General features: G+C 55.8%; 17 protein-coding genes. 8 read left to right on the top strand and 9 right to left on the bottom strand.

The window, feature by feature from the left end; translation table 11 throughout:
* Positions 1–45: 45 nt before the first annotated feature.
* On the top strand, positions 46–1,446 hold the full coding sequence (locus H8527_RS02760) for a TolC family protein (RefSeq protein ID WP_187545390.1): 1,401 nt from the start codon (positions 46–48) through the stop codon (positions 1,444–1,446).
* A gap of 22 nt (positions 1,447–1,468) precedes the next feature.
* On the top strand, positions 1,469–2,263 hold the full coding sequence (gene lpxA / locus H8527_RS02755; RefSeq protein WP_187545388.1) for an acyl-ACP--UDP-N-acetylglucosamine O-acyltransferase: 795 nt from the start codon (positions 1,469–1,471) through the stop codon (positions 2,261–2,263).
* Positions 2,264–2,605: 342 nt separating this feature from the next.
* Here the strand turns inward: lpxA and hemW are convergent, their stop codons facing one another.
* From hemW to H8527_RS02720, 7 genes are all read right to left on the bottom strand, one after another.
* Positions 2,606–3,733: a radical SAM family heme chaperone HemW gene (hemW, locus tag H8527_RS02750; protein WP_187545386.1), complete on the bottom strand. Its 1,128-nt coding sequence runs from the start codon at positions 3,731–3,733 to the stop codon at positions 2,606–2,608.
* On the bottom strand, positions 3,730–4,899 hold the full coding sequence (gene lysA / locus H8527_RS02745; RefSeq protein WP_187545384.1) for a diaminopimelate decarboxylase: 1,170 nt from the start codon (positions 4,897–4,899) through the stop codon (positions 3,730–3,732). Before lysA ends, hemW begins: the two co-directional genes overlap by 4 nt.
* A 114-nt stretch (positions 4,900–5,013) precedes the next feature.
* Positions 5,014–6,339: an aspartate kinase gene (locus tag H8527_RS02740; protein WP_187545382.1), complete on the bottom strand. Its 1,326-nt coding sequence runs from the start codon at positions 6,337–6,339 to the stop codon at positions 5,014–5,016.
* A gap of 38 nt (positions 6,340–6,377) precedes the next feature.
* Positions 6,378–7,079 carry a cell division ATP-binding protein FtsE gene (locus H8527_RS02735; RefSeq protein WP_187545380.1) on the bottom strand — a complete coding sequence of 234 codons (702 nt, stop codon included), beginning with the start codon at positions 7,077–7,079 and terminating at the stop codon, positions 6,378–6,380.
* Positions 7,080–7,275: 196 nt separating this feature from the next.
* Positions 7,276–8,067 carry a glucosamine-6-phosphate deaminase gene (nagB, locus tag H8527_RS02730; RefSeq protein WP_187545378.1) on the bottom strand — a complete coding sequence of 264 codons (792 nt, stop codon included), beginning with the start codon at positions 8,065–8,067 and terminating at the stop codon, positions 7,276–7,278.
* Positions 8,068–8,664: 597 nt separating this feature from the next.
* On the bottom strand, positions 8,665–10,341 hold the full coding sequence (locus tag H8527_RS02725) for an ABC transporter ATP-binding protein (protein WP_187545377.1): 1,677 nt from the start codon (positions 10,339–10,341) through the stop codon (positions 8,665–8,667).
* An 8-nt stretch (positions 10,342–10,349) separates the two neighbouring features.
* On the bottom strand, positions 10,350–11,246 hold the full coding sequence (locus H8527_RS02720) for an NAD kinase (protein ID WP_187545375.1): 897 nt from the start codon (positions 11,244–11,246) through the stop codon (positions 10,350–10,352).
* Positions 11,247–11,388: 142 nt separating this feature from the next.
* On the opposite strand from H8527_RS02720, the gene H8527_RS02715 reads away from it, so the two are divergent.
* The 4 genes from H8527_RS02715 (at position 11,389) to H8527_RS02700 (ending at position 16,640) form a co-directional block, all read left to right on the top strand.
* Positions 11,389–12,111 (top strand): pyridoxine 5'-phosphate synthase, encoded by a 723-nt coding sequence (locus H8527_RS02715; protein WP_187545373.1) that lies wholly within the window; start codon positions 11,389–11,391, stop codon positions 12,109–12,111.
* A gap of 55 nt (positions 12,112–12,166) precedes the next feature.
* Positions 12,167–12,709 carry a DJ-1 family glyoxalase III gene (locus H8527_RS02710; protein ID WP_187545372.1) on the top strand — a complete coding sequence of 181 codons (543 nt, stop codon included), beginning with the start codon at positions 12,167–12,169 and terminating at the stop codon, positions 12,707–12,709.
* Positions 12,710–12,733: 24 nt separating this feature from the next.
* On the top strand, positions 12,734–15,253 hold the full coding sequence (locus H8527_RS02705) for a ribonucleoside-diphosphate reductase subunit alpha (protein ID WP_187545370.1): 2,520 nt from the start codon (positions 12,734–12,736) through the stop codon (positions 15,251–15,253).
* A 337-nt stretch (positions 15,254–15,590) separates the two neighbouring features.
* Positions 15,591–16,640: a ribonucleotide-diphosphate reductase subunit beta gene (locus H8527_RS02700; protein WP_187545369.1), complete on the top strand. Its 1,050-nt coding sequence runs from the start codon at positions 15,591–15,593 to the stop codon at positions 16,638–16,640.
* A gap of 109 nt (positions 16,641–16,749) precedes the next feature.
* Here the strand turns inward: H8527_RS02700 and H8527_RS02695 are convergent, their stop codons facing one another.
* Entirely contained in the window at positions 16,750–17,349 is a 600-nt protein-coding gene (locus H8527_RS02695) for an OmpH family outer membrane protein (RefSeq protein ID WP_187545367.1), read from the bottom strand.
* 25 nt (positions 17,350–17,374) lie between these two features.
* Positions 17,375–17,542 carry a hypothetical protein gene (locus H8527_RS02690; protein ID WP_370539218.1) on the bottom strand — a complete coding sequence of 56 codons (168 nt, stop codon included), beginning with the start codon at positions 17,540–17,542 and terminating at the stop codon, positions 17,375–17,377.
* Positions 17,543–17,687: 145 nt separating this feature from the next.
* On the opposite strand from H8527_RS02690, the gene H8527_RS02685 reads away from it, so the two are divergent.
* Both H8527_RS02685 and H8527_RS02680 read left to right on the top strand, forming a co-directional pair.
* Complete coding sequence (locus H8527_RS02685) at positions 17,688–19,139, top strand: aminoacyl-histidine dipeptidase (RefSeq protein ID WP_187545364.1); 1,452 nt, start codon at positions 17,688–17,690, stop codon at positions 19,137–19,139.
* 16 nt (positions 19,140–19,155) lie between these two features.
* Positions 19,156–20,622, top strand: coding sequence for a right-handed parallel beta-helix repeat-containing protein (locus tag H8527_RS02680; RefSeq protein ID WP_187545362.1), 1,467 nt, complete (start codon positions 19,156–19,158; stop codon positions 20,620–20,622).
* Positions 20,623–20,629: the final 7 nt, after the last annotated feature.

The following is a 20,629-nucleotide window of genomic DNA, read 5'->3' as shown; positions in this document are numbered from 1 at the left end:
TAGAGCCGAAAGACTCTCCCTCTCTCTGTTTCAAATAGAACCACCATGCACAAAATACTTCCCCTATTGGCCGGCACCTTGCTGCTCACCAGCTGCGGACTCTTCGGCCATTACGAGCGCGATACAAAAGGCGTGGACAGCCTCACGCAAAAGCTCTATCGCGATCCGGCGCAAGTGGATGCTTCACTGACGACTACCGACACTGCCTCTTTCGGCAACATGCCTTGGCAGCAGGTGTTCACCGATGCCAAACTTCAAGCCCTCATCCGAAAAGCTTTGGTACAAAACACCGACTTGCGCAAGACGGCCCTCACCATCAAACAGGCAGAAATCGGGCTGCGGGTCAACAAGCTCGCCTATCTGCCTCAAATCGCCTTCTCGCCTTCGGGCACACTCTCCAAGGCTTTCATCGACGGCTCCAGCCTGACCAAGACCTACAGCTTCCCCGTGCAGGCATCCTGGCAAATCGACGCTTTCGGCACACTCTATAATGCCAAGAAGCAAGGCGAACTCAGCCTCGTGCAGGCCAAGGTGGCGCGCCAAGCCACGCAAACGGCCATCGTAACGGGAGTAGCCAACCTCTATTACAGTCTCCAGATGCTCGATGAGCAACTAGCCACCACGCGCTCCACCCTCGTGCTCTGGCACAAGAACATCACGGCCATGGAAGCCATGAAGGAGGCCGGCATGACTAACGCGGCCGCCCTGGCCAGCGCCAAGGCACAGGTGCTTCAAATCGAAAGCACCGTCCCGACCTTGGAGGACAACATTCGCCAACTCGAAAACTCGCTCGCTGTGTTGCTCCACGAAGTGCCCCACGCCATTGACCGCAACCCCTTCACCGCCGACGGCTTCCCCACGACTTTCTCCACGGGAGTGCCCCTCTCGCTTTTGGCCAACCGCCCCGATGTGGCCATTGCCGAAGCCAAACTCGCGAGCACTTTCTACGGTGTACAAGCCGCCCGCGGCCAGTTCTTCCCCCAAATCACCATCAGCGGACAGGGCGCTTTCACTAACTCCCTCGGCGGGATGATCATGAACCCCGGCAAGTTCCTCGCTTCGGGCATCGCCTCGCTCACGCAGCCGCTCTTTGCCCAAGGCAAAATCAAAGCCGGCTACGAGGTGGCCAAACTCCAACAAGAAGCTGCGCAGATCGACTTTCAACAAGCCCTGCTCACCGCCGGACAAGAAGTGAGCAACGCCTTGGCGGCCTACCACACCGCCTGTACGACCACCGACATCGCCCAACTGCGGTTGAGAGAGCTTCAAAAGGCCAACGACGACACGGAATTCCTCTTCCGCAACGGCAACACCACCTCCTACCTTGAAACCCTCACCGCGCAGATGAACCTGCTCAACGGCCGCCTCTCGCTCATCAACAACCGCTATGACAAGGTGCAGGCCGTCATCAAGCTCTATCAAGCGCTCGGAGGAGGCCGTCAGTAAAACCTATAACCCCAAAACAGCTATGATTAGTCCTCTTGCTTTCGTCGATCCCGCTGCCAAAATCGGGAAAAACGTAGAGATTCATCCCTTTGCCTACATCGAAGGCGATGTCACCATCGGCGACAACTGCGTCATCAAGTCGCACGCCAGCATCCTCAACGGCACCACCATGGGCTCTGGCAACGTCGTCTATCAAAACGTTGTCGTCTGTGCCCAACCCCAGTCGTTCCACTACGACAAGGCCGAACGCCCTCGCGTGGTCATCGGTAACGACAACGTCATCCGCGAAAATGTGCTCATCGCCGGCAGCAACCGCCACGAAGATGCCACCACCATCGGCAACAACAACTTCCTGATGAACAAGGTGCACATTTGTCACGACGTGCACATCGGCAACCACTGCGTGCTGGGCATCTCGGTGAGCGTGGCCGGGGCGTGTCAAATCCACGACTACGTCATCCTCTCCTCGGCCGCCATGGTCCAGCGCAAGGTGCGCGTGGGCAAGTTTGCCCTCTTGCAGAGCGGTTGCCGCGTGTCGAAAGACGTACTGCCCTACGCCATCTTCGGTGGAAATCCTCCGGCCTATCATGGGGTGAACACGGTGGTCATCCAGCAGCATCTGCCTCATGCCGATGAGCGTCTGCTCCGCCACCTGGCCAATGCCTTCCGCCTCATCACGGCGGGCAACTTCTCGCTCGAAGATGCCGTCATCAAAATCCATGAGCAAATCGAACTTTCACCGGAAATCCGTGACATCACCGACTTCATCGCCACGGCCGAGCGCGGTATCATCCGCTACGTGGAGGACGAAGATTAGTCCTCTCGGCCGCGCGCCCTCTCTCATTCCCCTGCACCCGATGAGGTGCAGGGGCTTTTTTTCTCGTCAAAGAGCGTCTTCGGAGAGGGAACATCACGTCTTTCCTCCGGCTCACTTTCACCCTTTCGGAAGGGCGCATGCGCAGGGGGCCGCTGAAGACGACGTCATCTTCTTTCAACAGGTCGGCATGCTCCTCTAAATATGGTGTCATATGGGTAGACTCCCTACTTTCGCGGGCTTGCCAACCTCTGTCTGTTTGCTGATTTGGACACCGCGATGTCTGCAAAAAAAGGATGCACTTCCTCGGGAGAAGTGCATCCTTTCGGGAGAGAGGAGCGCGGGCTATGCCCAAATGAGTTCGGCCATGATGTGGTCGGAGATGAAGATGCCCTGCCGCGTGAAGCGCAGGTGGCCGCGGCAGATTTTCAGCATGCCGCTTTGGAGAAAAGGGATGGCGGTGCGCAGGAGATAGTCGGAATAGTCGAGGCCACAGTCTTGACTCAAGCAGGCGAGGTCTATGCCTTCGGCAGTGCGCAGGCGGGTCATCATCACTTCGTCGTAGTGCTCGGCATCGCTGAGCACCTCGATGGTGTGCGGCACATCGGCATGGCCGAAGTCGGTTTGCTGATAGGCCCGAAGTTGAGGGAGGTTTTGCCGGCGCCGGCGTGCACCGTCAAAGGAGTGTGCGCCGGGACCGAAACCCAGATAGGGCACTCCCTGCCAGTAGGCGGAGTTGTGGCGCGAACGGCGTCCAGGGCGGGCAAAGTTGGAGATTTCGTAGTGTTCGAACCCTTCGGCTTCCGTCAGTCGGAGGAGGGATTGGAACATGGCGAGCGAGAGTTCTTCGTCGCACGCTTGGACTTCTCCCCGCTGCCAAGCGCGGTGGAGCGGGGTCGCAGGTTCGTAGGTGAGGGCGTAGGCCGAGAGGTGGCAGACGGGGAGGGCCAAAGCCGTTTCGACCTCCTGCTCCCAATCGCTGAGCTGTTGCCCGGGTTGGCCATAGATGAGATCGAGGCTGAGGTTGTCGATGCCTGCAGCTGCGAGCTGCAGCACGGTCTCGTGGGCTTGCTGTGCGCTGTGGCGGCGGTTGAGAAATTGCAGCCGTGTGTCGTCGAAACTTTGCACCCCGAGGCTCACGCGGTTCACCCCGAGGGCAACCAATTGCCGGACTTTGTCGGGATGGATGTCGTCGGGGTTGGCTTCGAAGGTGATTTCAGCGTTAGGGTCGATGGCAAAGAGGCGGTGGAGGGCTTCAAACACCTGCGCCAGTTCTTCGGCATCGAGTTGTGAGGGCGTTCCTCCCCCGAGGTAAATGGACGAAATGCAGTCGGTCGTTCGGCGCAGTTCCATCTCGTGAATGAGGGCTTGGACGTAGGCTTCGCGGTCGGCCTTGCCGCGGGTGGTGCTGTAGAAGTTGCAGTAGATGCAGCGCTTTTCGCAGAAGGGAACGTGGATGTAGATACCGGTCATTGTGCGAGGGCGTTGCTGTCGGCCGGTTCGATGAGGTGGCCGGGCAGTCGGCGGCAGTTGTATTGCGAAGCCATGATTTCGCCATAAGCCCCGGCAGTGCGGAAGGCGATGAGATCACCGCGGTGGGTGGTGGGGAGGCGGTAGTCAGTGAGGAAAACATCGCTGCTTTCGCAGATTGGGCCGACGATGTCGTAGAGGGCCTCGGCCTTTTCTCCCTCGGCCGAAAGATTGACGGCCTGATGACGGCTACCGTAGAGGGCGGGGCGGAGGAGGTCGGTCATGCCGGCGTCGACAATGACAAACTGCTTCTCGTGGCCTTGCTTCACATAGAGCACCCGGCTGATGAGGCTGCCGCACTGTGCCACAACGGAACGCCCCAACTCGAAGTGGAGGGACTGCAGCGGACGCAGGCACAAGTAGCGGCGGAACACGTCGAAGTAGGCCTCGAAGTCGGGGATAGGGTGAGCATCGGGATGGTCGTAGTCCACCCCCAGTCCGCCGCCCACGTTGATGCTTGCGGTCGTGATACCAGCTTGTTCCAGTTGGTCTTGGAGCGTGTTGATGCGCTCGGCGAGGTGGACGAAAGGCAGCATGTCGGTGATTTGGCTGCCGATGTGGAAGTGCAGCCCCACATATTCGACGTGAGAGAGACTCCAGGCGTGGCGGATGGTGGGGAGCATGTCGTCCATCGCCAGGCCAAACTTGTTTTCGTTCAGCCCCGTGGTGATTTTCGCGTGGGTGTGGGCATCCACGTTGGGATTGATGCGGAAAGCCACACGTGCCGTCTTCCCCATCTCTCGGGCAATGGCGTTGATGTTTTCCAATTCCGGCAGACTCTCCACATTGAAGCAGGAGATGCCTATTTCGAGGGCGAGCCTTATCTCCCAATCGGCTTTGCCCACACCGGCAAACACAATCTTGTCGGCCGGGAAGCCCTGGGCAAAAGCAGCGCGCACTTCGCCGCCGCTCACGCAGTCGGCCCCGAGCCCGGCTTGGGCGATGGTGCGCAGGACGGCAGGCGTGGCACAAGCCTTGACGGCATAGTGGATGTGGCAGTTGGGGAGGTCGCGGGCCGCAGCGAGGAGGTGGTCAAGTGTGGATTGCAGTAGGCTGAGGTCATAGTGGTAGAACGGGGTTTCGCGTTCTTGAAGGAGGGAAGTGTTCATTGTCAGTTTAGTGTGTTGTGCTGTGTGGAGGGGAGGATGTCGTCTGAACTCAAAGCAACCTACACATCTGCGAGCAGCTGTGTAGGTTGTCGATGGAAGGAGGGAGCGTTTAGGTCAGGAGGGTTTGCTGAACAACTGGGTTTGCAAGGCTCGTAGGGCTCTCTTCTTGTCGCTCATGCTCACGAGGAAGGAGATATTGTGGTCCGAACCACCGTAGCTGATCATGCGAACGGGGATGTCGCGCAGCGCGGCTGTGGCCAGGCTTTTGAACCCCTTGTTGCTCCAACGCAGGTCGCCCACCACGCAGATGATGCACATCTTTTCATCGACCAGCACCGTGCCCAGCTCTTTGAGCTCATCGACGATGGTGGCCAGATGAGAGGTGTTGTCGATGCTGAGCGACACGCCCACTTCGCTGGTGGTGATCATGTCGATGGACGTCTTGTACTTGTCGAACACGTTGAACACCTTGCACATGAAGCCGCTGGCCAAAAACATGCGCGAACTCACAATTTTGATGGACGTGATGTTGTCCTTCGCGGCCACGGCCTTAATGCAGCCTTCTTGCAGGTCGTTGTTGATGAGGGTGCCGGGAGCAGAAGGCTCCATTGTGTTCTTGAGGCGCACCGGCACTCCGGCATAGCGTGCGGGCTGCACACAGGTGGGGTGCAGAATCTTGGCACCGAAATAGGCCAGTTCGGCCGCCTCCTCAAAGTTCAATTGGCGCACGGGGGTTGTGCCTTCCACAAATCGTGGGTCGTTGTTGTGCATACCGTCGATGTCCGTCCAAATCTGGATTTCGTCGGCCCGTATGGCCGCGCCAATGAGAGAGGCGGTGTAGTCCGACCCTCCGCGTTGCAGGTTGTCGATGGCGCCATCAGCATTGCGGCAGATGAAGCCCTGGGTGATGTAGATGTCATAGCCGGGGTTGCTTTCCAACAGATCGTTCAGTCGCTCTCGGATGAAAGCTACATCAGGTTCGCCGTTGTAGTCCAATCGCATGTATTCGAGCGCAGGGAGCAGGCAAGCTTTCACACCGATTTCTTTGAGGTAGTTGGTCACCATGTTGGTGCTCATGATTTCACCCTTGGAGAGGATGACCTTCTCATCGGCATCGGAAAACTCTCGTCCGCGGAAGTCGTGCAGTTGCAGGAAGATGTCGTCGAGCATTTTGATGGTCCTCTCGCGCATCTCTTCTGTGTCGTGCAACTGCGGTACGTGCTGGTGATACTGCCGGCGCAGGGCGTTGACCATATTGCTTGCGCCTTCGGGGTTGCCCTTGCGGAAATAGTCGGCAATCTCTACCAAACTATTGGTGGTTCCGCTCATAGCCGAAAGCACCACGACTTTCTGTTCGCCATCTTCTGTGATGAGGCGGCACACTTCCTTCATCCGGTCGGGCGTGCCCACCGAGGTGCCACCAAACTTATAGACTTTCATGTTCTTATGTATTTTCAATGGTAAAACCTGTTCTGAACTTAGGGATTGCCTTCGGGAGAGGCTTTGGAGGCAAACTCTGCGGTGACTTCGCTCATCTTATGGTCGGCGCAACGATAGACGATGCCGGGAAACTCCTGCAAATAGTGGCGATTGTGGGTCACGATGACCACAGCAGTGCCCTGCTCGGTAAGCGAGCGCAGGAGACGGAGGATGTTGCGTCCCGTCTCGTGGTCGAGGTTGCCCGTAGGCTCGTCGGCCAAAAGGAGGCGAGGGTTGTTGAGCAAAGCGCGGGCAATGGCCACACGCTGCTGTTCGCCGCCGGAGAGTTCGTGCGGATAGCGTCCGTGTTTGTCGTACAATTCCACCTGGTTCAACACTTCCTCCACGCGGGCGGCACGTTCCTTCTTGTGCTTCCAACCTGTGGCGCGCAACACGAAGTCGAGATTTTCCTCCACAGTGTGCTGAGGGAGGAGGGAAAAGTCTTGAAACACGATGCCCATCTGACGCCGAAGGCCGGGCAGATGCTTGGTGCGCAACCGGGTGAGGTCATGGTCGAGCACCATGGCCGACTGCCCTTCAAACTCCTGTTCGCCATAGATGGTGCGGAGCAGCGAACTCTTGCCGCTGCCCACGCGACCGATGATGTAGACAAACTCATTGTTGTCAACGCGAAAGTCGACATTCTCTAAAATCGTGGCCTCTTCTATCTTGATGTTGAGACCCTTGAAATCGATAAGCATAAGCCGGAAGAACGATTAGTAAACGCGTGCAAAGATAGCGTTTTTTTTTCAAACCCACTTGTTTGACGATTTGAAATGTAAGGAGAGACGGAAAGTAAGCCTACGTTCCAGAGGCGTGAGGATGTGGGGCAAGGCTTCCCTAATCCATTGTCTCTCGGACGTAGGCTTACACTTAAAAAGCAGGGGGCAACTTCGTTTAGAGATTGTCCTTCTCGATGTCTTTGAAGTACTTGTAAGTGCCCACTTTGAGTTCTTCGCACGCTGCTTCATCACAAACGATGATGCCGTGAGGATGGTTTTGCAGAGCGGAGATGGTCCAGGCTTGGCAAACGGGGCCTTCGATGGCCGCTTGAAGCGCACGTGCTTTGTTGTGGCCGTTGCAGAGGATGAGCACCTCCTTGGCCGCCATCACTGTGCCCACACCCACGGTGAGTGCAGTCGCGGGCACTGCATTGGGGTCGCCGCCGAAGAAACGGCTGTTGGCGATGCGCGTGTCGGTGGTGAGGGTCTTCTGGCGCGTTTTGCTGCTGAGGGCCGAGAAGGGTTCGTTGAAAGCGATGTGTCCGTCAGGGCCGATACCTCCCAAGAAGAGGTCGATACCGCCTGCCGCTTCAATCATCTGCTCGTAGTGTGCACACTCTGCTGCCAAATCCTTGGCGTTTCCGTTGAGGAGATGGATGTTTTCTTTGGGGCAGTCGATGTGATTGAAGAAGTTGGTGGCCATGAACGAGTGGTAGCTTTCGGGGTGCTCTTCGGGCAGGCCCACATATTCGTCCATATTGAAGGTCACAACGTGCTTGAAACTGACACGTCCGTCTTCGTAAGCCTTGATGAGGGCTTTGTACATGCCAAGCGGGCTTGACCCCGTGGGCAGACCGAGCACAAAAGGCTTTTCGGCCGTAGGCTGAGCGGCATTGATTTTGGCTACAACGTAATCGGCAGCCCACTGAGAAAGTTTTGCGTAGTCCGGTTCGATGATAACTCTCATGGTTGGAACAGGTTTTTAAGAATGAATGTATGTATGATGTATGTCGAATTGACGAATGGCAAAAGGTTTCTGAAAAGGCACTCCCCCTTTGCGACACAAAGTTAACGATTATTTCGCTTTAAGGCAAGCCTTACGTCTTTTTTCTTGATTTTCGCGCTCATTACTGCTCTTCTTTTACGGATATTCTTGAAAATACGCCCCATAGGGAATATCCAATGTTTAGGAGTGCATCAGATTGTAAGTAGGTGTTCAAAATTGTCTTATAAGATAATTTGAATTCTCTTATAAGACAATTTAGATTCTCCTATAAGACAATTTTCAGCTGTCATAGGAAATATGGATAAGAGACGGCTCTATCAGCAGGTTGGGAGGGGAGATCACTTTGGCAGATTTGGGGTAGGCAGCAAAAAAAAATTGATTGTCTCCCGACAACCAATCTTCAATTAACCTTAAATCTAATACCATGAAAACAATGCAAAGGTACAGGTCTTTGGCGAAACTACCATGGGATGAGTGCAAAAACTACACGAATTTATCATCTATTAAAATTCTATGAAAACTACACTTTGCAATCAAAGACTTTTAGATAGGGAATACTTATGAGATTTTGCGTTTGAGATGGAGCTGTTGTGTGCAGTGGGGAAGGATGGCTGTGCGGTGGGTGATGAAGATGAGGGTACGACCACGACCGGTGTAGGTGTGCACGATGCGCTCTGTGACCAAGGCTTCGGTTTGCGCATCCAAAGCAGAAGTGCTTTCGTCGAAAATCATAATGGGGGCTTCGCGAAGCAAGGCGCGGGCGATGCAGATGCGCTGTGCCTGCCCTTCCGATAGCCCCCCACCGAGTTCGCTGCAAAGGGTGTCCAGCCCGTTGGGGAGTTTTTTGACAAAGTCGGCTGCTGCACAATGGAGCACCTCCCACATTTGCGCGTCGTTGGCAGCGGGACATCCCAGCAGCAGATTGTCGCGGATGCTGCCCGACAAGAGTGTATTGCCTTGTGGCACGTAGGTGAAAGTTTGACGGAGAGAGGCACTGACGGGACACCATTTTTCGGAAGGAAATAGAAGTCCGACTTCTCCTTCTGTGGGAGGAATTAAAGCCAACATCAAGCGGATAAGGGTGGTTTTTCCACTGCCGGTTTCGCCTTGAATGGCCGTGACACTTCCCGCAGGAAATTGGAAGGAAAGGTGGTCGAGGATGGGGCGGGCATCGGGAGCATAACTGAACCCAACATTGCGCAGGGTCAGTGTAAAAGGAGCACGGAGTTCTTCGGAGGAAAGGGTAGGGGAGGGGCTTGGCTCGCTGGGAAGTTGCTCCAACTCATGAAGGCGTTCGGCAGCAGTCGAGGCATTGATGAACACGGGGACATATTTGGAGAGGGTGCGCACGGGGCCTTGTATTTGACCAACGAGCTGAATGAAAGCCAAGAGAGCACCATAAGAAATGAGTCCTTGCTGCAAGTGGACAACGCCCCAAGCGAAGGTGGTGAGATAGCCCAGTGCAAAACCTATGTTCATCAAGGTGGAAGAGAGGCTGCTGTAGAGGGTCTTGTCCATCGTTTTCTTGTAGAGATGCGTTTGTTGTCCCGACAGCTTTTTGCACATATATTCTGCGCGTTGCAAGGTCTTGATGATGAGGATGTGTTGCAAACTCTCTTGAATGAAACTCTGGATGCCGCTTTCGGTCCGGCGGATGGTTTGGGTGAGTTGGCGCTGCCGTTTGAAATAGACCTTGCTCACCAGCAGAAAGAAAGGAGCGATGAAGACAATGAGCAGGGCCAAACGCGGTTCGAGCCAGAAGAGAAAAGCAAAAGCACCGACAAATTGCAGGCAGGTGGTGATGAAAGTGGGGAAATCTTCGCTGATGAGTGTGACCAGCACCGCGACGTCCTTTTGCAGCCGGTTGAGGATGTCACCACTGTGGAAGTCGCGCAGTGCCGGCCATTGACTTTGTTGCAACTGCGAGAAGAGTTGGTACTGTATGCGATTTTGCAAGCTCATCGTCAAAGTCGTTCTCACCCACTTGCCGGTCAAGGCCATCAATACTTGCAGGAGCATCAGTGCACCCAATGCCCAAAGGGCGGTGTTGAGGCTGATGATGAAGGCGCGTCCTGTTGCCACGTCAATGGCCAACTTTGTCATGCCGACAAAAGCAAGGCCACATCCCACTTGCAGCAATCCCAACAGGAGATTGAGGGTGATTTGTGGCCGAAAAGCGCGCCAATGGTGCGCTGTGTGTTGTGCGAGCGAATGCAGAGTAGAGAGAGGAGCCATTTCTTGCATCAATTACGTTGGTCTTTGCCCCACATCATTTTTTCACGGAGCATAAAGAAGAAGTCTTGCGGATGCATCTTGACGATAGGGAGGGTATAGTCGGCCTTGCGCAGATGTAACTGCGTGTCGACGGGCAGACTTTTGCTCCTCCCATCAATAGCTATGAGGAAACTACCGCTTCGGCTCTTCACACGCAGGTCGATGGTCACATCGTCGCGAAGCACAACGGGGCGCATCGTCAGGCTGTGAGGGGCCACGGGCGAAAGGCAGAATGTGGCCGACTGAGGTTCGAGGATGGGGCCGCCCACAGAAAGCGAATAGCCCGTTGACCCTGTGGGGGTGCACACAATCAGCCCATCGGCCAGATAGTTGGTGAGGAGTTCGCCGTCTACGGTGGTTTCGATCTCAATGAGCGAAGAATTGTCGTGCTTGAGCAACGCCACCTCATTGAGTGCAAAGGGGTAAATACCGAGTTCCGGCCCTTCCACCACAGACTCAATCAGACTTCTTTCTTTGATGGAAAATCGCCCTTCCATCACACGGGTCATGGCTTGCTCAATGTCGGCCGGCAACACATCGGCCAAAAAGCCCAAGCGCCCCATATTGACGCCCAAAATCGGGATGCGGCGGCGTCCCACCTTCTCGGCTGTGTTCAGAAGCGTGCCGTCTCCACCTAAGGAAATGGCTAAATCAGCGTTGCACTCTTCGGCACGGAAACCTTCAAAGTCGAAAGGTTTGGAACAATTCTTGGGGCGAATGCTGAGAATAAAGTCGAGAAATTGTTGCTCAAAAACAACTTCTGCCCCTTGTACCTGCAGGGCATTTACAACGCGTTCAACGTACTTGCACTTTTCCTCTTGATAGGTGTTTCCGAAAATGGCAATGCGACGTGGCGGAAAGTTCATAACAAAAGAAGATTGATTACCTTTAACTAACTTGCTCTGTAAATTTTCCAAAACATTTTGTACTTTTGCATCTTCATGAAATGGTGCTTTGAGCAGAAGTAGAAGCAAAAGTACTGTTTTTTATCTTTTGAACCAAGCATTTATGACAAAACTAAGTGTGAACATCAACAAAATAGCCACCTTGCGCAACGCACGAGGGGGCAACAATCCCGATGTGTTGCGTGTGGCCAAAGATTGCGAGCGTTTCGGGGCACAAGGCATCACGGTACACCCACGTCCCGATGAGCGTCATATCCGCCGCAGCGATGTCTATGACCTCGCGCAAAACATTGAGACAGAGTTCAACATCGAAGGCTATCCCACTGAAGATTTCATCCGCATGGTGTGTGAGGTGTGCCCAACGCAGGTCACGCTGGTCCCCGATACCCCCACGCAGCTCACCTCCAACGCCGGTTGGGACACCGTGATAAATGGCGACTTCTTGCGCGAGGTGGTTGCGCAGTTCCATCAGCACGACATTCGAGTCTCCCTCTTCATCGATCCTGTGATTATTATGGCCGATGCTGCAAAGGCCGTCGGCGCCGACCGCATTGAGATGTACACCGAGCCTTATGCCGCACAATATGCTATCCAGCGCGAGGAGGCAGTTGCCCCTTATGTGCGCTGTGCCGCTCATTGCGCCGAGTTAGGCTTGGGCGTCAATGCCGGCCATGATTTGAGTTTGGAAAACCTGGCCTATTTCTCTCAGTGCATTCCCCATCTAGCAGAAGTGAGCATCGGGCATGCGCTCATCTGCGATGCCCTCTATCTCGGCTTGGAAACTACCATTGCCCGCTATCGTCAGTGTTTGAAGGAAAAGGGGTAATCTTCTCCCCGCGTTCCTTTGTTTATCCTCTCTTTATTATATAGCTAACACAAAAATGCTCCATCTTTTTATTGCAGACGGCTTTGAGGAAATCGAAGCCCTCACCACACTCGATATTTTGCGCCGTTGTGGCCTCGAAGTAGCCACCGTCTCCATCACCGGCACCCGCCTCATCCGCGGTGCACACGGCATCCCCATCATGGTCGACACCGTTTTCCGTAAGGGCGAACTCGAACGCACGCAAGGTCTGATTCTCCCCGGCGGAATGCCTGGTGCAAAGAACCTTTCTCTTCACGAAGGTTTGCGCAAACTCTTGGTCAGCCAGTGTGCACAACATACGCTCGTGGCCGCCATTTGTGCCGCCCCCACTGTGCTGGGCAAGCACAATCTCCTCAACGAGCGTCGTGCCACTTGCTATCCCGGCATGGAGACAGAACTGAGAGGGGCAGAAGTAGTAGACGAGATGCTGGTCGAAGACGGCAACCTCATCACAGCCAAAGGCCCAGCGGCGAGTGTAGAATTTGCCTTTGCCATTGCCGCTCGTTTCGTCGATTCTTCCACCATCGCGCAGGTCAAATCCGGCATGCTCTTTATCTAATCTGCCCAACTCCTCTTCTAACTTATGGAAATCATCAAACGAAACGGTACTATCGTCGAGTATCAAAAAGAGAAAATAGAGTGGGCCATGCGCAAGAGCTTTTCCGGCGTCGAAGAAGCCATCGACGAGGCAAAAATTTCGGCCATGGCCGATGCAGTGGAACGCTTCATCATCGACCATCCCGAGAAGCGCAATGTCGAAAGTATCCAGGATGCGGTCGAGCTCACCCTCATGAGCAACGGCTTTTTCAATGTGGCCAAGAGCTACATCCTCTTCCGCTACCAGCGCAACGAACTGCGCAAGGTGGTGGTCAATATCGCCGAGGAAGTGGGCGACGAGACTTTGGAAACCACGCTCAGAGGCATCGCACAAACCTACCAACGTCCCGAATACAGCCTACCGCTGCTGGGCGAGAAGTTCTTCAGCTTCACCAAGCCCGGGATGAAGGCAGGCGAAAAGTTGACCGCCCTCATCAAGGCTGCGGTCGAGATGACCACACAGGACGCCCCCGACTGGGAGTTCATCGCTGCCCGACTGCTCACCTTCAAACTCAACAAGGACATCCGTGAGGTGGAAGAACTGGTGGGCGTGCGCACCTACTTTGAGAAGCTCCGCTATCTGGTGGACGAAAAACTTTTTGGCGAATACATCCTCGATGCCTACTCCCAAGACGAAATTGAAGCGGCCGCTGCCTTCATGCAGCCCGAGCGCAACCATCTGCTCAACTACTCCGGGCTCGACCTGCTCAGCAAGCGCTACCTCATCCGCACCTACACACAGCGCCCCATCGAGTCGGTGCAGGAGATGTACCTCGGCATCGCCCTCCACCTAGCCATGAACGAGGAGCGTAGTCGCCGCCTCATCTGGGTACAGCGTTTCTACGACATGCTGAGCCAACTCCACGTGACGATGGCCACTCCCACACTCTCCAACGCCCGCAAACCCTTCCACCAGCTCTCAAGCTGCTTCATCGACACCGTGCCCGACAGTCTCGACGGCATCTACCGCTCCATAGACAACTTTGCCAAGGTGAGCAAGTTTGGTGGTGGCATGGGTATGTACTTCGGCAAGGTGCGTGCCGCAGGAGCTAAAATCCGTGGCTTCAAAGGGGCTGCCGGCGGTGTCATCCGTTGGATGAAGCTCGTCAACGACACCGCCGTGGCGGTCGACCAGCTCGGCATGCGGCAAGGGGCAGTGGCGGTCTACCTCGACGTGTGGCACCGTGACCTTCCCGAGTTCCTCCAACTCCGCACCAACAACGGTGACGACCGCATGAAGGCGCACGACATCTTCCCCGCAGTGTGCTATCCCGACCTCTTCTGGCGCATGGCGGCCGAAGACCTCAATCAGCAGTGGGCCATGTTCTGCCCCAACGAGGTGATGTCGGTGCGGGGTTATTGTCTGGAAGACTACTACGGCGAAGAGTGGGAACGCCGCTACCAAGAGTGTGTGGACGACCTGCGCATCTCTCGCCGCGTGATGACCATCAAGGACATCGTGCGCCTCATCCTCCGCTCGGCCGTCGAGACGGGCACGCCTTTCGCCTTCAACCGCGATCTCGTCAACCGCGCCAACCCCAACGGTCACCGCGGCATCATCTATTGCTCCAACCTTTGCACCGAAATCGCGCAGAACATGTCGGAAATAGAGTCCGTCAGCACCGAAGTGCAGACCAAGGAGGGTAAAACCGTGGTGGTCAACACCGTCAAGCCCGGTGACTTCGTGGTGTGCAACCTCGCCAGCCTCTCCATGGGACACCTTCCCCTCGAAGACGACGAGCAGATGCACCATATTGTCGGCACCGTGGTGCGCGCTCTCGACAACGTCATCGATCTCAACTTCTATCCCCTTCCCTTCGCCCGCATCACCAACCACACCTACCGCAGCATCGGGCTGGGTGTGAGCGGCTACCACCATGCGCTGGCCGTGCGGGGCATCAAGTGGGAGAGTGAGCGACACCTCGCTTTCATGGACGAAGTGTTCGACCGCATCAACCGCGCCGCCGTCGAAGCCAGTGCCGACATTGCCTGCGAAAAGGGAAGCTACGCCCACTTTGCCGGGAGCGACTGGCAGACGGGGGATTACTTCACCAAGCGTGACTACCACTCCCCCGAGTGGCAACGCATCGCCGCCAAAGCCCGTGAAGGCATGCGTAACGCCTACTTGCTGGCCATTGCTCCCACCAGCAGCACGAGTATCATTGCCGGCACGACGGCCGGAGTAGATCCCGTGATGCAGCGTTTCTTCCTCGAAGAAAAGAAGGGCGCCATGCTTCCCCGCGTAGCCCCCGGACTGAGCGACCGAACCTACTGGATGTACAAGGGCGCCTACCTCATCGACCAGAAATGGAGCGTGCGTGCCGGTGGCATCCGTCAACGCCACATCGACCAGGCGCAGAGCATGAACCTCTACATCACGCAGGACTATACGATGCGCCAAATCCTCGACCTCTACCTCCTCGCTTGGCAGTGTGGCGTGAAGACCATCTACTACGTCCGTTCCAAGTCGCTTGAAGTGGAAGAGTGCGAAAGCTGCTCCTCTTGACCCGCAAACCCCACGACCTTTCCCTCGAAACCTCGTGGGGTTTTAATATGCCCCACCCCTAATGCCTCATCACGCAGAGTGCTTCCGCTTGCTCATTGTAGGAGGAGCGTCGTCGCTCACCATAGGTAATAGAGTTTTCAACATGTTGAAAGTTTCTTTTCAACGTGGTGAAAGTTCTTTTTCAACATGTTGAAAACTCCACCATCTATGTAGAACGGCCACCGCCCTCCACTTGAAGCGAGCGCTGACCTCCACCTCGTGGAAGGGCAACCTATCTGCTTTCCTCTGCTTCTATCCTCCACTAAAATCCCTTTAACCCCCTAACCCTCAAAGCCCTATGGCACAAGACACCCTCCGCCGCAACGCCCTCTTCAACCCCGAAGGCGACACCGACCTCCGCTTCCGCCGACTCATCGGTGGCAACACCACCAACCTCAACGACTTCAACAACATGCGCTACGCATGGGTGAGCGACTGGTATCGGCAGGCAATGAACAACTTCTGGATTCCCGAAGAAATCAACCTAACTCAGGACACGAAGGACTATCCGCTGCTCGACCGCTCCGAACGCACGGCCTACGACAAAATCCTCTCTTTCCTCGTCTTCCTTGACTCTCTCCAAAGCAACAACCTCCCCTCCATCTGCGAGTACATCACGGCCAACGAGGTGAACCTCTGTCTTCACATCCAAGCCTTCCAAGAGTGCGTACACAGCCAAAGCTACAGCTACATGCTCGACTCCATCTGCTCGCCCGAGGAACGCAACGACATCCTCTATCAGTGGAAGACGGACGAACATCTCCTGCGCCGCAACAAGTTCATCGGTGATTGCTACAACGAGTTTCAGGAGAAGCGCGACAAGTTTTCGCTTGTCAAGACGTGCATCGCCAATTTCATCCTCGAAGGTATCTACTTCTACAGCGGTTTCATGTTTTTCTACAACCTGGCGCGCAACGGACGCATGTCCGGTTCGGCGCAGGAAATTCGCTACATCAACCGCGACGAAAACACCCATCTCTGGCTTTTCCGCAACATCCTCCAAGAACTCAAGAAGGAAGAACCCGAGATGTTCACCCCCGAAAAGGTGGCCGTCTACGAAGCCATGATGCGCGAAGGCGTGGCGCAGGAAATCGCCTGGGGGCAATATGTCATCGGCGATGAGGTGCAAGGACTCAACAGCCGGATGGTGAACGACTATATCCGCTATCTCGGCAACCTCCGCTGGACGAGCCTCGGTTTCGACCCGCTCTATGAGGACAATCGACAAGAGCCAGAGAACATGAAGTGGGTGTCGCACTATGCCAACGCCAACATGGTGAAGACCGACTTCTTCGAGGCCAAGAGCACCGCCTACGCCAAGAGCACCGCCATTGAAGACGACTTGTAGACACTGCACCTATTTTTCACCTCGATAAACGACTCGCTCCCTCACCTTTGCTGCTGAGCAAATGGTAGGGGAGCGAGTGTTCTTTTGTTGATATGAGCGAAGAGAGCGTTTACTTCTTCTTGTAGCGCTTGTTGAGGCCGTCGATGACCTCTTTGGTGATATCCAAATGCTGGTCGGCATAGAGGACATTGTCGCCCTGCTTGGAGAGAATGAGCTGGTAGCCCGCTACCTTGTTGTAGTCTTTAAGGAAGGCTTGCAGGCTGTCGCGGAGCGTGTTGTTGAACTTCTCCTGCTCAGCAGCCATCCGCTTGGTGAGCTGTTGCTCAAGCTGTGCGCCTTCCTGCTGCAACTTTTGGAGGTGCTGCTGTGCAGTCTGAGCCTGGTCCTGCGAGGTGAAAGCGCCCTTCTGCATCTTTTGCTGGAAGTCTAACATGGCTTTCTGAAACTGGCTTTGCTTGGCAGCAAGCTGGGATTCAAACTGCTTGCTCTTGGCTTCTAAAATCGCCTTGTGCTCCGTGCAGAAGCGATATTGCGTCATCAGTGAGTCGATTTCGACATAGGCGATGCGAGGTTGGGCGTCTGTGCTTGCAGTAACTGTGACTGCGACTCCTTTTTTGGTTGTGGCGGGCTTGCCCGACTGTTTGTCGCAAGCCGTGAGGAGAAGGCCGGAGGTCAAGAGGATGGTGGAGAGAAAGTAAATAGGTTTCATTGTGATGGGAGGTTTCGGGTGGAATTTAAGCGGAGTATTCATTCACTCGGTGTGGGTTTTCCGTGCGCGCCTCGCGGTCTTGGCTCGTGGCGCAGCGCACGCCCTTTCGAGCCAGAGCCTTGTTGCTGCTCACGTGTGTATTGACGAATTTGCCTTTGATGAAGATACCTACCGAGAGGAGGAGGATGGACATTCCAACAATAATTAAGGTTGGAAGGAGAAGTTTATCCATAGGAATTTTCTAAATTTGCGGTGCAAATATAGTACAACCGCTGCAATGATGCAAGCAATTTGCACTATTTAAGGTGGTTGAAGTCTTTAACTCAAACAACAAGATCATGACGCAACTCTCTCCGAAGGTCGTTTTCGACTGCTTTGCACAAATCAACGCTGTGCCCCGCCCCTCCAAAAGGGAAGAGAAAATCCATGCTTTCCTCGTGAAGTTCGGCCAAGACCTCGGCTTGGATACCCAGATAGACGCTGTGGGCAATGTACTCATCAAGAAACCCGCTACTCCCGGCTATGAAAACTGCAAGACCGTGGTGTTGCAGAGCCATCAAGACATGGTGTGCGAAAAGAACAAGGACGTGGAGTTTGACTTCGACAACGATGCCATCCAAACCTACGTGGACGGCGAGTGGATGAAAGCCAAAGGCACAACCCTCGGTGCTGACGACGGCATCGGTGTGGCCATGCAGATGGCCATCCTTCAATCAACTGATATTGAGCACGGCCCCATCGAATGCCTCTTCACCAGCGATGAAGAGACCGGCCTTACGGGCGCTATGGGCTTGCAACCGGGCTTCATGACGGGCGACTATCTGCTCAACCTCGACTCCGAGGACGAAGGCCAACTCTTTGTGAGCTGTGCCGGTGGTGTGCGCACGGAAGCTACGTTCACCCTTCCGGAAGTGGCAATGCCTGCCGACTACTTTGCGGTGGAACTTCACGTCAAAGGGCTGACCGGCGGCCACTCCGGCGACGACATCAACAAGAAGCGCGGCAATGCCAACAAGATCTTGGTGCGCTTCATCTACGAACTCATGGGCAAGACCGATGTCCGCATTGCCGACATCCAAGCCGGTGGCCTGCACAACGCCATCCCGCGTGAAGCCCGTGCCGTCATCGCCGTTCCTGCCGCTTATAAAGAACAGCTTCGTGTGGACTTGAACCTCTTTGCCGCCAACGTGAGGGACGAGTTTTCGGCCACCGAACCCGATATGCTCATCGACCTCGGCAGCTGCCCCACGCCGACTCAATGTTTCGAAAGCGAAGCAGCAACCCGTCTCATCAAGAGCCTCGTGGTGGTGCACAATGGGGTGTTTGCCATGAGCCAAGATTTGGAAAACTTTGTGGAGACTTCCAGCAATCTGGCCAGCATTCGCAAGGAAGGCAACAAGGTGGTGGTCAACACCTCGCAGCGTTCGAGCGTGGCCAGCAATCTGGAGAATATGGCTGCTACGGTGCGTGCTGCCTTTGAACTGGGAGGTGGAACGTGCGTCACCAACGAGGGCTATCCCGGCTGGAAGATGAACCCCAAGAGCGAAATCCTCAAAGTGGCGGTCGACAGCTACAAGCGCCTCTTCAACAAGGAGCCGCTCGTGCTCGCCATCCATGCCGGTTTGGAATGCGGCTTGTTCAGCGAGAAGTATCCCCACCTCGACATGGTGAGCTTCGGCCCCACACTGCGCGGTGTGCACTCGCCCGATGAACGCCTGCTCATCCCCACCGTCCAGCTCGTTTGGGATCACCTGCTCGACATCTTGAAGCACATTCCTCGTCACGCTTAATTTCTGTTTTGCCCTCGTGAAGCATTTCCCCCTTTTTGCAACGCTCATCGCGCTATGTTCCATCTTCCTCACCTCTTGTTGGGGCGAGGAAGATTTTAGCGTATCGCCCAATCTGCGCTTGGAGTTCAGCCGTGACACCGTGGCATTCGACACGGTCATTGCCGGGCAACCGACCAACACCTACACCTTCTTCATCTACAACCGCACCTCCCGAGGCGTCCGCATTGAGCAAGCGGCGTTGGGCAAAGGTGCACAGTCGCCCTTCCGGGTAAATCTCGATGGCACATTCGTAGGCGCTGCTACCGCTGGCGACTGGGAAATCGCGGCAGGCGACAGTCTGAGAGGATTTGTGGAACTGACCGCACCCGTCACCGGACAGGATGCTCCACAGCCGCTGGAAGACGAACTGCGCTTTCACCTGGCCGGTGGTGCCACGCAGCACATCACGCTCACCGCTGCCGGGCAGGACGTGCTCCCCTTGACCATCAAGGTGCTGGAGCGCGACACCCTGCTTTCGGATCAGCGCCCCTACCTCATCAGTGACAGCCTGGTGGTGGCAGCGGGCGCAACGTTGCAGTTGGCTGCCGGAACCCGCCTCTTCTTCAAGGCCGGGGCGTCGCTCATTGTCCACGGCACACTGCAAGCCCACGGCACACTGGAGCAGCCCATCGTCTTCCGAGGCGCACGTTTAGGAGAAATGTTTTCCGGGCAACCTTACGACCGCATCCCCAATCAGTGGGGCGGGGTGGTGCTGAGCCGCACGAGCGTGGGCAATGTGCTCAACTTCTGCGACATCCATAGCGGCACCTACGGCATCCGCTGCGACTCGACGGGAATGGACACGCGCAAACTGCTTTTGGAAAACTCCGTCATCCACAACATCGGGGGGCACGGGCTGTATGCCAAGGACTGCCACACCGAGGTGGGCAACAGCCAAATCTCCAACGCTGCCGGCGACTGCGTCCATCTCATCGGCGGCCGACATCGTTTCGTCCATTGCACCCTCGCTCAGTTTTACCCCTTTGTCGGGGAGCGCGGGGTCGCCCTCCGATTTACCAACACCGAAGGCATGCTGCGCCATCCGCTCCACGCTGCCACCTTCCTCAACACGCTCATCACGGGCTACAACAGCGACGACCTCATGGCCCACCGGTCGGCGCGCTACACCGCGGATGCTTTCAACTACGACTTCCGAAACTGCCTCGTCCACACACCGGCGGTGACGGACGATGCGCACTTCGTCGACTGTCTGTTTGAAGACGACAGCAGCGACAAAACGCAGCAGGCCGGCAACTTCGCCCCGCCCTTCGACAACCGCCATCTCCTCTACCGCTTCAGCCTCTCGCCCTCCTCGCGGGCCGTGGGGCGCGCTGACTTCGCCGCTACCCGCGCCACCTACCCCAACGACCGCAACGGACATCCGCGTCTCACCGACGGAAAGGCCGACATCGGCTGCTACGAAGCCCCAACCCCCAACCCCTAATCCTCCC

It is taken from the genome of Alloprevotella sp. Lung230 (genome assembly GCF_014385435.1).
Classification (GTDB): domain Bacteria; phylum Bacteroidota; class Bacteroidia; order Bacteroidales; family Bacteroidaceae; genus Alloprevotella.
This window is presented reverse-complemented; position numbering and strand designations above follow the sequence as displayed.

Bases quoted from the DNA above. Each gene is read 5' to 3' on its own strand.
- H8527_RS02705 (WP_187545370.1), top strand. From the start codon at position 12,734: ATGGAAATCATCAAACGAAACGGTACTATCGTCGAGTATCAAAAAGAG.
- H8527_RS02690 (WP_370539218.1), bottom strand. From the start codon at position 17,542: ATGTCCATCCTCCTCCTCTCGGTAGGTATCTTCATCAAAGGCAAATTC.
- H8527_RS02735 (WP_187545380.1), bottom strand. From the start codon at position 7,079: ATGCTTATCGATTTCAAGGGTCTCAACATCAAGATAGAAGAGGCCACG.
- hemW (WP_187545386.1), bottom strand. From the start codon at position 3,733: ATGACCGGTATCTACATCCACGTTCCCTTCTGCGAAAAGCGCTGCATC.
- H8527_RS02695 (WP_187545367.1), bottom strand. From the start codon at position 17,349: ATGAAACCTATTTACTTTCTCTCCACCATCCTCTTGACCTCCGGCCTT.
- H8527_RS02710 (WP_187545372.1), top strand. From the start codon at position 12,167: ATGCTCCATCTTTTTATTGCAGACGGCTTTGAGGAAATCGAAGCCCTC.
- nagB (WP_187545378.1), bottom strand. From the start codon at position 8,067: ATGAGAGTTATCATCGAACCGGACTACGCAAAACTTTCTCAGTGGGCT.
- H8527_RS02740 (WP_187545382.1), bottom strand. From the start codon at position 6,339: ATGAAAGTCTATAAGTTTGGTGGCACCTCGGTGGGCACGCCCGACCGG.
- H8527_RS02760 (WP_187545390.1), top strand. From the start codon at position 46: ATGCACAAAATACTTCCCCTATTGGCCGGCACCTTGCTGCTCACCAGC.
- H8527_RS02685 (WP_187545364.1), top strand. From the start codon at position 17,688: ATGACGCAACTCTCTCCGAAGGTCGTTTTCGACTGCTTTGCACAAATC.
- lysA (WP_187545384.1), bottom strand. From the start codon at position 4,899: ATGAACACTTCCCTCCTTCAAGAACGCGAAACCCCGTTCTACCACTAT.
- H8527_RS02725 (WP_187545377.1), bottom strand. From the start codon at position 10,341: ATGGCTCCTCTCTCTACTCTGCATTCGCTCGCACAACACACAGCGCAC.
- H8527_RS02700 (WP_187545369.1), top strand. From the start codon at position 15,591: ATGGCACAAGACACCCTCCGCCGCAACGCCCTCTTCAACCCCGAAGGC.
- lpxA (WP_187545388.1), top strand. From the start codon at position 1,469: ATGATTAGTCCTCTTGCTTTCGTCGATCCCGCTGCCAAAATCGGGAAA.
- H8527_RS02720 (WP_187545375.1), bottom strand. From the start codon at position 11,246: ATGAACTTTCCGCCACGTCGCATTGCCATTTTCGGAAACACCTATCAA.
- H8527_RS02715 (WP_187545373.1), top strand. From the start codon at position 11,389: ATGACAAAACTAAGTGTGAACATCAACAAAATAGCCACCTTGCGCAAC.